The sequence below is a fragment of the Chitinophaga sp. S165 genome (assembly GCF_003182155.1).
Classification (GTDB): domain Bacteria; phylum Bacteroidota; class Bacteroidia; order Chitinophagales; family Chitinophagaceae; genus Chitinophaga.
The window spans coordinates 1-13,830 of the sequence record NZ_QGTG01000004.1 but is presented as its reverse complement, the minus strand read 5'-3'; the positions used below and the strand labels follow the sequence as shown (position 1 = coordinate 13,830).

The window sequence follows — 13,830 nt, the reverse complement described above, 5'->3', positions numbered from 1 at the left end:
ACCGGCTAACAGCAGGTTGGCGTTCATGCTTATTCCGATGGCGAAATCCTCTTTCCCGAGAGGATTTCGTTTGTAATAAGGTCAAGAACGGATGAAAATACATCCGAAGACGAGCTAAATAACAACACTCCAATTTTTCATGCCTTAGAATGTCTGCTTCAATAGTGAAATTGTCCATTCTAACATTATGTAGTGGCTTTATTTGCCATGTACATATAGTTTTACTCCCGGAAACAACAAACAATGTTACTGCCTTTAAATGGTATAGCATTTAAACCTTCAAACAAACCAACTTAATATGAAACTTAACATTAAACTCCGTAAGTCAATTGCATTTGTGGCCCTGACCTTTTTATCTTCTTTTGCAGCCAAAAACAGTATTGCACAGGGATCTTCTCCGGTTAAGAATATTGTAATCGTCCACGGTGCATTTGCCGACGCATCCGGTTGGGAAGATGTCTATAAAATTCTGAAAAAAGATGGCTACAACGTAACACTGGTACAAAATCCGCTGACTTCCCTGAATGATGATGTTCAGGCAGCAACGCGAGCTCTGGACAGACAAAATGGTCCTGCTGTTTTAGTTGGTCATTCCTGGGGTGGTTCTGTTATTACGCAAGCAGGTGTATCTCCTAAAGTTGCAAGTCTCGTGTATGTTGCAGCTTTCTCTCCTGAAGTCGGCCAATCAACATTAGATGTTTATCAGTCAGGTCCGGCGCTGCCTAAAAATGGTATTCTCCCTGCAGATGCAAATGGTGTTGTCTATTTCGACAAGGCTCTCTTCCATGAATGTTTTTCTGCCGACGTGAGTGCTGCGAAAGCTTCATTTATGTACGACTCCCAGCAGCCAATTGTTGGCGCATGCTTTACCGCTCCGCTGACTGAAGCTGCCTGGAAGACTAAGCCTTCTTATGCAATTGTTGCGACAGAAGATAAAGCGATCAATCCTGTACTGGAAAGAGCAATGTATAAGAAGATAGGTGCGAAAGTAACAGAGGTAAAAGCCAGCCATGTAGTTTACATCTCACAGCCTGCTGCCGTTGCCAAAGTAATAGAAGAAGCAGCAAAAGCCGGTGTCAACAAATAAATCGTTTTCTATCTAAAACAAGCAGGTGTCTTCAAATATTTGAGACACCTGCTTGTTTTAGATAGTTCCCTACATCAGAATGCATAACGCCGGAATCCTCCATCAACAGGAGCCACGATGCCGGTTATATACTTTGCGCGCGGAGAGACCAGAAAGGTTGCCATATTAGCCGCATCCTCCGCCTCACCGAAATCGCCTAACGGTATCTCCCGTTCAGCAAAGGCCTTACGTGCCTCGTTAGAAAAGATATTACGGACATTCTGGGTATCCAGCAAGCCAGGTTGCAGACAATTAACCCTGATATTATAACGCCCTAGCTGACCGGCCAATGCTTTTGACCATGCAACCAAACCAGCCTTGGCGACAGCCGAGACGTTGACAGAACGTAGTTCATAACTACTGGAGAGATTCAAAATAACACCCTGCCTGCGTTCTATCATACCTGGCAACAGCTGTTGCGTCAATTGACGAGGGCGATCGAAATCCAACGTTACGGATTCAACCCATGTTTCTTCAGGACCGACCACATCTACAGGACGGCTTTGCCCCGCATTGTTGATAAGGATATCAACGTGTCCTAATGCCGACATTGCAGCTGTCGCAATATTTTTCGGCCCATCATTCATCATAATATCCTGTATGAATAATATAGGTTCTGTTCCACCCATACCTACAACTTCTGCCTTAAAACTATCCAGCAGTTCTTTGTTTCTTGCTGTGGCAAACACCTTCACTCCTTCCATAGCCAGCTCCCTTGCGATTGCCCGGCCCAATCCCTGACTGGCACCGGTTACTATTGCTGTTTTTCCTTTTAAATACAGATCCATAAAATCAATTTTTTCTTTGCAAACGTAGACCGTTGTGATTAACTTTAACATAGGTACTACCGATTGTTAGGCACGAACAAATTTGTAAGTAATGACTACAAGGAAAGAAAACTCCACTTATACGCGGAATGAACAATGTATCGTCAATTGTGACCTTACCTATGCTGTTCAGAAAATAGAAGGCAGATGGAAATTGTTATTGCTGTACAAACTGTCTAAAAATAAACTAAGGTTCAATGAACTTAAAAAAGAATTCTCCTACATGTCGGAACGGATGCTTAGCCTCCAACTGAAAACAATGGAAAAGGACGGTTTGATCAAACGTACTGTGTATGCTGAAATTCCTCCGAGAGTTGAATACGAGATTACTGAAGTAGCGAAAGAATTACTGCCTATTTTAGACCAGCTAAGCAGCTGGGGAAGCAAACAACGTAAAGCGGTTTAGCGAACGAAGGAGCATATAGTCCTGTATCCGCCGCCGACACTAAGCCGGAGAGGTAAAAGCGAGTCTTATTGTATTAAGGTCTATTGATAACTTTTCTGTTTGCAGCGCTTTTTCCGGTGACCACCAAATGCTGTTGAGATGGCCCTTGCCCTTTAGGAATTACAACCGGAAAGGGCGAGCATTGACACAGCACTACTGGATCTGGTATTTAATCTCTTGGTGAAAAAGTCTTTGAAACCTGTAAGCTGTTACTTTAAGGAGATTAAACGGACTATTGGATCTTTTTATGACAAAAATGTCTACCCGACTATTGTTGAATTATTAGGCAGTAACTAGTGATTTAAGTCTCCTCTTTTTTACAATTCTAAAACTTACAATCAATGAGATTGCTGTTGCTATAAAAATTAAAGTAAGTCCTGCCGATAATACCATTAACCATATAGTTACATTATGATATCCCGGACACATATATACAGTGATTGGTTCTGACAGAAATAAATAACCCAGAGATAAGAAAAGCCACAGAAAAATATGAACAAGGGCGATGATTAATTTATTTCCAATCATAGTATAATCTTATTTCAGACGATTATAATATAAGCAATTTTTTAAAAACACTTCTTTATTCGATTAGTTCACCCTCAATTCAAACTGTTTCAATTAAAATCCATTGATTATTTTCACGTGCATAGATATGTCTGACCAATGCCCCCTCAAGGTCCTGGCTATCAAAAGCCTTTCGAACGGCGGCACGAAGGCTTTCCCGCCCAACCGGATTATTTCTGCCGGAAATGAATAAGAGATCGCGAGCCGGCAAGGCGATGCATATCTGGTCATTAAACAGACGTTCCACTTGGCTCCATAGGCGATCTACCAAGATCATCGTAGCTTCAAAATTCCCTCCGTTCACTAACATCATGATATCAGCCGGATCCCCATTTAGTTGCGTTTTGTCCAACACCTGTTCAGTCAAATTATTTAACGCGATCTCGTGTAGTTTTTCAAGTGTAATGGTGGTTGACAGATCCCTGTTTTGCAGGAATGAATAATGGCTACCCTTGTCCAGGACGTAGAAAATACCCAGACCTGTTGATATAGTTTCATAAACGGGACTATCATCATGACTCATTTCAATTACTCTCTCAACCGGCTTCGGATCTGGAGTATCTTCTTCATAAAGCCCTTTTATCTTCGGAAAGACTTTGGTTAAGTCTATCCTATCATCAGAAGATAGTTTCAAAAATCTACCAAATAATCTATTCAATATTCCCATAGAAGAGGCTGTTTTCATTTCAGTTACGAATGTCCTTGATTCGGTTATTATAACAAGATTAAGGTTGATGAGTTTTGCATTGTGCATTATTAAGCATTAATCTTATGGAGAATCAACTTAAATCATCAACAAACAATCAGCTTGTTGCTCTTGTAACGGGGGCGAACCAGGGTGTAGGTTATCAGATCGCAAAAGCGCTTGCTGCCAACGGTTATTACGTATATATCGGATCGCGTAATCAGAACAATGGGGAAAAAGCTGCATCTGACATCGGTGCCAATGCTTACGCCGTCCAACTGGATGTTACCAAGCAATCAACTATTACTGCAGCTGTAAACCGTATTGAAAAGGAACAGGGACGCTTAGACCTACTGGTAAACAATGCGGCTATATCCCACGCCGGCAAGCAAGGCCGTACTTTAGAGGAAATTACCCAGGCTAACCGTGCCAGCATGGCCGCACTCGATGATATACGGACCGTTTGGGAGACTAACGTATTTGGCGTTATTAGCATTACACAGGCAATGTTGCCGTTGTTGAGAAAATCATCGTCAGCCCGTATTCTCAATGTATCAAGTGGCCTGGCTTCACTCTCATGGATCGCCGACCCTGCCTGCTGGGCAAGGGAACATTTTGACGTTGTCTATGCAGCGTCTAAAACGGCCCTTAATGCAGTTACGATGGCCTTTGCTTTGGAACTGGAGAAAGAACACATAAAGGTCAACGCAGTCAGCCCAGGTTTTACAGCCACCGCACTTAACAACTTCCAGGGTACTGACAGCGTTGAAGTAGGTTCGCGCGAGCCGATCCGCGTAGCACTCGATATCAACGGCCCCACTTTGACCTTCACAGGACCTGACGGTCCCTTTCAGTGGTAAATATTTCTAAAACTTAATTATGACCGGCGACTGAGATAGTAACCGGTCATAGTTATTACCTTTAAAAAATGAAAAGTGAAACACCCAGAATCAGCAAACTGGAGTCCATACCGGAAATACACCGGATGCTTGGGCTTCCAGGCCCGTTACATCCACTGATAACTTTAATGGATGGTACGGAAAAGCCAATTGACATGAGCCGGCTTCCCGCCAGTTATATAATGGGTCTTTATAAGATCACTTTCGTTACCAAACTCGGTGGAAAGTTCAGGTATGGCCAGAGCTATTATGATTTTGACGAGGGTAGTCTCTTATTTACTGCTCCTAACCAGCTCATAGGGCACACAGAAAAGTATGATGGTAATGCGGGTTGTTCACTCATCATCCATCCAGATTTTCTACAGAGTTATCCGTTGGCCAGGAAGATCAAACAGTACGGTTTCTTTTCATACACTGCCAATGAAGCACTGCATCTTTCCGAACAAGAAAGAGCTACCATATCGTCAATATATGCCATCATCAAACAAGAACTGAATAGCCGGATAGATGACTTCAGCCACGAAGTGATCATCGCTCAGATCGAGTTGCTGTTGAGTTACGCAAAACGTTTTTACAAGCGCCAGTTCCTCACCCGACAGGCAGTTACCAGTGATCTGCTGCAACAACTGGAAGAACTGCTGAATGCATATTTTGAGGAAGAGAACCCAGCCGGTCGCGGTGTTCCAACTGTTCAATATCTTGCAGACCGGCTGCATTACAGCCCAAACTATCTAAGCGATGTACTGCGTTCTCTCACCGGGCTGAATGCACAGCAACATATACATCAAAAGCTTATTGAAAAATCAAAGGAGTTGCTTTCTACAACCAAGTTAACGATTAGCGAGGTGGCTTACGAATTAGGCTTTGAACATCCACAATCATTTAGCAGGTTATTTAAAATGAAGACACGGATATCTCCGGTGGAATTCCGGTCAGCGTTTAGTTGACAAAAGGCTTTTAAAGGTTTCATTTAAAAGCCATTGCCATCTTCAGCAGAAACAGTTGAATTATCTAACAGATATCCTGAGATAAATATTAAACATACATTAGACATTCTTTAACAACCCTCCATCCTGCCCTACTACACCGTTGGCTATTGCAAGTTCCACCACGGCCAGCAGTTCTTTTCTTATATCTTCTGTCACCCTGCCAAATCCAAACAACTTAGCTACAATCGGGATTAAAGCGTCAGACTGTATTGCAAAGGAATTCTCTACAACTTTTTTCACGCCAAGACATAACTCCTCTGGCGAAATGTACTGTATCTTCTTATTAGGTAAAGTATTTCTATCTCTGATCACTGGAGTTTCCATTTGCTGATGCCAGAGGAAATCGCCTTTAATTTTTATCTTGCCGTTTCTTTCTGCGTGCAATGCAGCCTCTGATAAACGCTCGCGGATACGTCCTCCCAACTTACTTAATCCTGCAGCCCTCACCATCCGCTGTGCAGTTTCATCAAAATGTACCGGCCCTTCTATTTTAACAATATCTTCTATCCAGGCAGATAGTTTACCAATAGGATACAGATGTAGCTCTTGTTGTGCAATCTCAAGTGGTAATACAGCTAGTTCATATAAAGGCACTTCTGGCGCATTCTGGGTCGACTGTTCCCGGATAATAGCATTTACTTCGTCCAAATAAGCTTCTACTTCTATATCATCAATAGCCGTTTGTTCCTTTGCTTTCTCAATAGCAGCCACCAAACGATTCAACTCATTCTCTGTGTTCCGGAACCAGTCGAGACTCCAAAGTTGATGAATATTCCAGCCAATACTACGAAGCACTTGTTTACGAAGGCGGTCACGATCGCGTGCAGATTTTGCTGATGCATATGCATCACCATCACATTCAATTCCCATTAAATAACGGCCAGGATTTTCAGGATCTACTACAGCCATATCAATGTAGCACCCTTCTGAACCAACTTTCTTTCTAATGGTATATCCAAGATTAATTAACTTATTTGCTATTAGATCTTCAAACGGACGTTTTACTGCTATTGGTATCTCTTCAGCAACCTCAAACTTTCCGTGCTGCGCGAAATACAGGAAGCTCTTCAGGGTGCGGATACCCATTTTGCTCGTTTCGGTTGTTTTAATATCGTCTGATGTAATATTTGTAAACACTTCACACCTTAACTTCGCTCTTGTAATCAGTACGTTTAGTCTCTTCTCTCCTCCATCATTGTTGAGTGGCCCAAAACTCATTGGTATCTTTCCATCCTCAATGCGGCCGTACCCTATACTGATAAAAATGACGTCTCGTTCATCCCCCTGCACATTCTCAAGATTCTTTACAAAAAACGGTTCATGTGGATGGCTTCTGAAAAAGCCTTCCACTTCGGGGTGTTTCCGTCTCCTTATTTCCAATGCATTTTGTATTGCCTGCATCTGTGCAGTACTGAAAGCTACTACACCTAGTGTCTGTTTAGGGTTTCTCATGGCATGCTCAATAACTGCATCCACCACTGCTTCCGCCTCTTTGGGATTGCTTCTCGTTTTTCCCCTATCGTAAATAGCCTCTGGCAAATGGTGATATGCCAGCCCCATACGATATTTAGAGCCCGGACTAGGAAATATTACTAACCTGTTTTCATAAAACTCATGATTAGAAAGACTTATCAGCGATTCATGCCGGCTACGATAATGCCAACGCAGCATTCTTTCTGGCATCCCTTTACCATAACACATGCCAAGAATGCTTTGTACATCGGCCGTGATGTTTTCCTCATCATCTATATCACTATTAGACTTATCGAAGAAACTTGTTGGAGGCAGCTGTTTAGTATCCCCCACCACTACAAGTTGTTTACCCCGCATAGCAGCTCCTAAAGCTTCTACCGGTCGTACCTGGCTGGCCTCATCGAAAATTACCAGATCAAACTCAATACTACCCGGATGTAAAAAATTAGCAATGGACATAGGACTCATCATCATCACCGGTTTAATAGCCTGTATAGCCAGTCCAGCTTCTTGTATTAGTTTCCGGATGGGCATATGCCTTACCTTCCGGTTAAACTCACCCCTAAGAATATTTATCTGACCACCAGCTCCTGCATCTTTCCTCGGTACTCCCTCCCAATGCTTTAAGGCAACACAAGCCCGGTTATACTGTAAATGCAGTAGGTCTAACTGTTTAAACTTCTCTATTACTTCCTCATGCCCTGCACGTTCAAATGAACGAAGTGCAGGATCTGACATTGCTTGTTCAATCAGATATTGATACCATGCTTTCTGCAATGCTATTTTTAAGCAATCTTTCGCTGCTGTCCATTGTTCAGAAGGCTGAATGAGGAATTCCATTTTTTCCTTTATCAGGTTCTCCATAGTATTATTCCATCCAATGACATGCTGAATTTCAGATAATCGTCCAATCCAGATTGAAAACGCTTCTATCTGATCCTGGAACAGCAAGAGTCGAATTTTACCTCCTGAAAAGCGAAGAGCTTCATCAATCTTTAGATGCGAAATAACCTCCTGTAAAGAAACTTCCTGTTGCTGTATCTTGTCCTTCAACATTTTTGCATATTCCGCGCTTACAGCAGGTTGTTCATGCCGGTTTAAATAATCTAATAAGGCATCCGGACATCGTCCGTCAATGATCTGCTGATGCACTTCAGATAGATAGTCTGCTGCAGTAATCAGTTTATCCCAGTCGGTACGTAATTGTTGCCAGCGCGTACTAAATAATTTATTCGCTAAAGGGGCTAATTCGTTGACTGTATTTTGCAATCTACGGGCAGTGGAAATGGCATCCAGATATTGCAGTTTAGTAGCCACGTCATTGGGTAAAGCAGTTTTACACAATGACGCCAGTTTCTTATTGCTAGCTTTATATTTACCAACAAGGAATTTATACCATTTATCGCCATAAGCCAGGATATCCCGTCTGATTTCCAGCACCTGTTGCTCCCATCCTACGGGGATAAAAATTTCCTCGTATGCTTTACGTAATTCACTCAGCTGTTTACCTGTTTCAAGCAATTCAACAACATCCTTATGATTCAAGCTCCAGGCCGGATCAGTAATGTTTAGTTCTTTTAGATCGGGACTTCCAGAAGCGAGTATAGCAATGTTCACCAGCTGCTCTGATTCTTTAACTTCAACCGGAACTTTTAAGCCCATGGCACTAGCTACACTCGCTCCCCCTTTTTTCAAAGCAACGGTCGCTTCCAAACCAGCTTTCAAAATCTGATCAAGCGCTTCCTGTTCATGCGGTAATAAGACATTCAGCTTACATCCTCTGAAAGCCAGTTCTGCGGGTACACCAATGATCGCTAACTGGGCCTGAATACGATCCGCCATCGCCTCTACCTTATTCATACGGGCAATATCCATACTTTCTGCATCAGGCAATGATATCTTAAACAGTTGTATTCCTTTACTATCTTCTGCTATCTGTAAAAGGAAACCAATCACTTTCTGGGCACTAAAACCGCTATTCTTTATAGCCGTATTAACTGCGCTACAATACGCGTTTAGCTCCTCCCTGAATTCACTTAACAATCTGACTTCTTCCTGCAAATGCGTAAGTGTCGGCTTGCCCAATTCAAGAATACGCTTAAGCTCTTCATGTAACTCTTTTTTATTCGCTTTATGGCTATGTAATTCAAGACAAGCTTCGCCCAAATTAATAGCATCCAACCGTCTTTTAACTACATCCAATGCAGCCATTTTTTCAGCTACAAAGAGCACCTTTTTACCTTGTCCTACCGCATTAGCTATAATGTTAGTGATGGTCTGTGATTTTCCTGTACCGGGAGGACCTTGTATCACCATATGGCGCCCTTCATGAACAGCAAGCATAGCTAATACCTGGGAGCTATCCGCATCAACTACATGAAAAAGCTCATGAGCATTTGTCTGTGTATCCAGATAATGATCTTCTGTAGCGGTAGGAGGTCGTTCACTAAATCCATCTCCAAATAGTGCTTTTATTACAGGATGATTATATGGCTTGTTATCATCTGACCATAATTCACTATTAAGATCATGGTAGATCATAAATTTCCCAAAAGAAAAAAAACCTAATTCTATCGCATCCCGATCAACATTCCAGTTTGATTGATGTTGTATTCTGTTTTCAATATCACTAAAGTATTCTTGAATATTAAACTCATCTATATCTGCGAGTGTTGGAATGGTAATATTAAAATCCGCCAGCATTTTAGCTTGCAGCGATAAGTTCGGACCAATCTCACTTCCAGTATAACGTAATCTGAATCGTTCCTGCGCACTGGAACGTTCCAAGTATACAGGGATTAGCACCAAAGGTGCGCTTCTAACCTCTGTGGCATTCCCGGTCTCGTACCAATTTAGCATACCTAAAGAGACATAGAGCATATTAATCCCCTGCTCTTCAATACTGGTTCGGGAGAAATAATAAGTATTCAGGATTTTTGACTGCAACTTGGATTCTGTCTCATTCGTCTGCAGTTTGGTATCTACATAAGCATCCTCTAGTTGTTCTTCTGTTAATGGAGGTAACCCTGGCTCCTCATCCCCTTCATTCTTGCCAGGCTTTCCCAGGAATGACATAGCTTTACCTTGCGTTACAAGTATATCATATACAGCATATGATTTTTCTAATACGATATGCAGTCCTCTGGCTTTGGGGGTCTTGTAGTTTAATAAAGGGTTGCGAAGTCCTAAATCCAGTAATTCTTTACGGGAGGCTTCAAGGCGGGATAATATGGAATCGTTCATTGTATGTAAGAAACCGTTAGTTTAGGAGTGGTTCAATGCACATAACAGTTTAGAGACAAAATTGTTTAAATAGCTTTCTTGACTATACGGCATATAACATTCCCTTATTTTCATATTCGTTTATTTTACCCAATCTCGATGCTAAAATATTTTCCCTATTTTCGTATGAGTTTCACGTATATAATTAAACCCTAAAAAATGTAGTATGAAAGACAACAGCGGAGGCGCAAATAGCCCGTATCATGGTACCTTAGTTTTCACCAACAATACACTATCATTTAATGGAACCACCATTCAACTAAGGAATATTACGCGCTTTACTACCTACGAGGTACAGCGACCACATCTTATTCCTCCGGTATTTCTGATAATATCCACTTTGGTTTTTCTTATATCGTTCTCATGGAAAGGGGCATTTATTATCACAATTTTCGTAGGAGCAATAGCGGGATATGGATTCTATGAATATTTTCGTCGCAAACTATATGCGATTTTGATTGAATTAAATTCTTCATCTCACTATGCTTTTAGTAGCGTAGATAAAGATGGAATATCAAAGGTTTGCGAACGCCTCAATGATGCTATGACAAGTGATAAACCAATCAATACAACAATAACTTTTCACAGCGATAAAATAATATTTGGAGATCATATAGCTCGCGATAAATATGAATTTAACAATTCAAATATTGATAATGCAGGATCTTTTGATAACAATCCAAAATCACCATTATGAGTAAGCATGATGAAGTTATGGGAGACAAAATAACTATAAACAATTCCGCAATCGGTGCTGTGGGAAGCGGTGCTGTTAACTATGGCAACGTAACTTCTTCACCAGAGAATTACGATTATAACTTAATGCGTGAAGAAATCATAACACTTAAAAATGCCATTCAATCTCAACCACAAAGCGATGCACAGATACTTGCTTTATCGACAATCATACAGGCCGAAGAAGGGGCATCCACCCAAAATGGGACAATTATGATTAGTGCGTTGAGAAAATTAAGTCCGTGGGTATTTAATGTTGCGAGAGATATTGGAGTGAATGTTATTGCAAACTTTATAGGCAAATAAATTAGTATCGTTGTTTGGGTAACTACCCGGATGAACCGACCTATGTGGTGATCCTCTCGCGGCCTGTGTACTGTCATGTATAGATTTTAACCCCTGCCTCATAAGCAGACAAAGATGTATTGAAAACGGACATCTTCAGGCTAGATTATGCCATTAAGCTATTGAGGATCAACAAGTGTGGAACTGGCATGATTTTACTTTACGGAATAACATAAATCCCTCCTGCACATGATTAAAAGCTACATCAAAATAGCCTGGCGTAATCTTGTGAATAACAAGTCTTCTTCCCTGATCAATATTGGCGAGCTCGCCATGAGTATCACCATTGCACTACTAAACGGACTTTGGATCTGGGATAAACTCTCATTCAATAAGTATCATGATAATTATGATCGCATTACTCAGGTAATGACAATAGGAACAGCCCCCAAAGACGGCATCTACATAAACAACTCGCTACCTTATCCGCTGGCCGCCGCACTTCAGCGTGATTACAAAGATGACCTGTCTGAACCATATTTCTTCTGCAGCATTAACATTCCAAAGCAGGCCTTGTAGTTCTGCTCAATATAAATACTGTTTTCAAGCATTAGCCCTGCTGCCTGATGGGTTGATGTTCCAATACGAGCTGCCTGTTGCAATAGATCCTCGCGGTTCCATCCTTTGATCTGTTGCATACGCTGGTGATGAGGCGGCATATGTTCGGCCAGCGTTGTATATGCTTTATTGTGACCATCTCTTCGATGTAATGCAATGCGTTGGTGATCCAGATAGACTTCCACCGTCCGTTGATCATACAGCACTTTAACCTTTTTACCGACATGGACATAAGCAACACTATAGTACCTATGGTCTTCTGAGAGTTGTACGTGATAATTACGCTGAACAGTGAGTTGCACTACTTTTTTGGCACTAAACAGTTGTGGCAGTAGTGGCTTCAGAGAGGATTGTTCCTGTTGTTCAAAATAATGCCAGCGACTGTATGGCGTGCCTTTGTAAGGTTTATTATTGAGCAGCAGCATTTGTTCATGCACAGCCGCATTCAGTGCCTTAAGATTGCTAAAGTCCCGTTTCCTGAGTGGGCCGTATACGTTGTTATAAATGATATTTGCCGCTTTATCGCGTGGGCTGTATGGTCTGGTCGCGCTAAAGGTAGTGGTATAATGCTCACTGAGTTGCGTACAGATATCAGTAAACAATGGCTCATAACGATTTGGCTGCTTTACAGCGGTTCTTAAGTTATCACAGAGGATTGTATAGGAGCTCCTCCATAGAATAACAGCATAGCGTTGATGCAATGAACAAAGTCGGCTGTTTGCTGGCTCGCAGAAGATAAGCCCGCTAAAAGGCAGGATTGCAATAAACACTTCGCATTCGATCAGTTCTCCAGTAGGAAGATCAATATAATGCAGCTTTTTACCTGCAAGGTCGATCATCATCATATCGGCTATGGAGTACTCCATATGCATTGTCACATCCAGTTTCTTCAGATACTGATTAAGGTGATGACAATAATGGCTGTAAGCGTATCCATCAGGATGCTGCTGTAAATATTCCTGCCAAAGCAGTTGACGGGTGACTCCAACTTTACCTAATTCTTCCTGGGCATATTTCAAATGGACAACCAGTTGTTCAAGTCGATGCATATCATGAACGGTATTGTCATTGGTATACGCCTTTTCAGCAAGGGTTTTATTATCCGGATGCTGTTCCTGAGTAGAATCATCAGAGAGTAGACACAGATATTTACGCACGCTATTACGGCTAATACCTATGCGGCGTGCCATCTCCCGTATTCCAACTCCATCATTGTGAAGTTGTAAAAGCTGTCTTAATTGTTCCATTGCAATGGGCGTTTGTGCCATGCTCCCACATTTTTAGGAGCAAATAATGACAAAAGCCCTTACTAATGACTGTCCGCAGGTGGGTCAACATGCCAGAATGGCAATCTGAGCTGTGATTCCACAGCATCCCAAGGTGGGTCAACATCCCAGAATTATTCAACAATTAGCTATTTTATTGATAATTATCGGCGGTCAGCATCCCAGCATAGTGGGTCAACATAAATCAGAACGGTGGGTCAACATGATCCAGAATCTACAATTAAACCCGATATTACTAAATTGCACCCAAAAAATCAATGATAAATTGCGAGATGAGATTAAACATCAAGTATGATACGCCTCGGAAAGCTTAAGATAAGGTTCTACTGATTTACAAACAGCTACAGTGTTGGCTGGGATTCAGAACAAGAGGCGACTATGGTGATGAAGGAATTCTTTATTGGTTTAGTTTTAATAAGAATGAAAAACATATTTCGGCATCTGTAGAACTAGGTGGGTTACTGTTTGCGGAGCTTACGGATGTAGAGAATGGAAAGATTGGGTGAAAGAAATAAAGCTGTGTATTACGCTTGATGTTGACCACCCCTAACGCTCATCTTGACCACCTATTTCCGGATTCGCTCATATTAACAATTGATAATCAACCTGAATC

11 protein-coding genes are annotated in these 13,830 nt (G+C 41.7%); 7 read left to right on the top strand and 4 right to left on the bottom strand.

All coding sequences use genetic code 11. The annotated features are described in order from the left end of the window. The first annotated feature begins 298 nt into the window (after positions 1–298). Positions 299–1,087, top strand: a complete 789-nt coding sequence (locus C7475_RS17265; protein ID WP_110054662.1) for an alpha/beta hydrolase — start codon at positions 299–301, stop codon at positions 1,085–1,087. A 74-nt stretch (positions 1,088–1,161) separates the two neighbouring features. Here the strand turns inward: C7475_RS17265 and C7475_RS17260 are convergent, their stop codons facing one another. Continuing rightward, positions 1,162–1,914, bottom strand: a complete 753-nt coding sequence (locus tag C7475_RS17260; RefSeq protein WP_110054661.1) for an SDR family NAD(P)-dependent oxidoreductase — start codon at positions 1,912–1,914, stop codon at positions 1,162–1,164. Between the two features lie 91 nt (positions 1,915–2,005). Between C7475_RS17260 and C7475_RS17255 the strand changes: the two genes are divergently transcribed. After that, entirely contained in the window at positions 2,006–2,359 is a 354-nt protein-coding gene (locus C7475_RS17255; RefSeq protein ID WP_110054660.1) for a helix-turn-helix domain-containing protein, read from the top strand. Between the two features lie 646 nt (positions 2,360–3,005). On the opposite strand, the gene C7475_RS17250 is transcribed toward C7475_RS17255, so the two are convergent. After that, on the bottom strand, positions 3,006–3,650 hold the full coding sequence (locus C7475_RS17250; RefSeq protein ID WP_158286530.1) for a DUF1444 family protein: 645 nt from the start codon (positions 3,648–3,650) through the stop codon (positions 3,006–3,008). An 86-nt stretch (positions 3,651–3,736) separates the two neighbouring features. On the opposite strand from C7475_RS17250, the gene C7475_RS17245 reads away from it, so the two are divergent. After that, positions 3,737–4,510, top strand: coding sequence for an SDR family NAD(P)-dependent oxidoreductase (locus C7475_RS17245; protein ID WP_110054658.1), 774 nt, complete (start codon positions 3,737–3,739; stop codon positions 4,508–4,510). Positions 4,511–4,578: 68 nt separating this feature from the next. Continuing rightward, entirely contained in the window at positions 4,579–5,496 is a 918-nt protein-coding gene (locus C7475_RS17240; RefSeq protein WP_110054657.1) for an AraC family transcriptional regulator, read from the top strand. A gap of 99 nt (positions 5,497–5,595) precedes the next feature. Here the strand turns inward: C7475_RS17240 and C7475_RS17235 are convergent, their stop codons facing one another. Further along, entirely contained in the window at positions 5,596–10,254 is a 4,659-nt protein-coding gene (locus C7475_RS17235; RefSeq protein WP_110054656.1) for a DUF3320 domain-containing protein, read from the bottom strand. Between the two features lie 205 nt (positions 10,255–10,459). Here C7475_RS17235 and C7475_RS17230 point away from each other — a divergent pair, with 205 nt between their 5' ends. The 3 genes from C7475_RS17230 (at position 10,460) to C7475_RS32790 (ending at position 11,892) form a co-directional block, all read left to right on the top strand. After that, the gene (locus tag C7475_RS17230) at positions 10,460–10,990 is read left to right on the top strand and encodes a DUF6232 family protein (RefSeq protein ID WP_110054655.1); all 531 of its coding nucleotides are present in this window, start codon (positions 10,460–10,462) and stop codon (positions 10,988–10,990) included. Further along, complete coding sequence (locus tag C7475_RS17225) at positions 10,987–11,334, top strand: hypothetical protein (RefSeq protein ID WP_110054654.1); 348 nt, start codon at positions 10,987–10,989, stop codon at positions 11,332–11,334. Before C7475_RS17230 ends, C7475_RS17225 begins: the two co-directional genes overlap by 4 nt. Positions 11,335–11,562: 228 nt before the next feature. Further along, complete coding sequence (locus C7475_RS32790) at positions 11,563–11,892, top strand: hypothetical protein (RefSeq protein ID WP_146217580.1); 330 nt, start codon at positions 11,563–11,565, stop codon at positions 11,890–11,892. Here C7475_RS32790 and C7475_RS17220 read toward each other — a convergent pair. Further along, a complete protein-coding gene (locus C7475_RS17220) occupies positions 11,826–13,199 on the bottom strand; it encodes a transposase (protein ID WP_146217579.1) in 1,374 nt (457 codons plus the stop codon). The genes C7475_RS32790 and C7475_RS17220 overlap by 67 nt on opposite strands. Positions 13,200–13,830 lie beyond the last annotated feature (631 nt).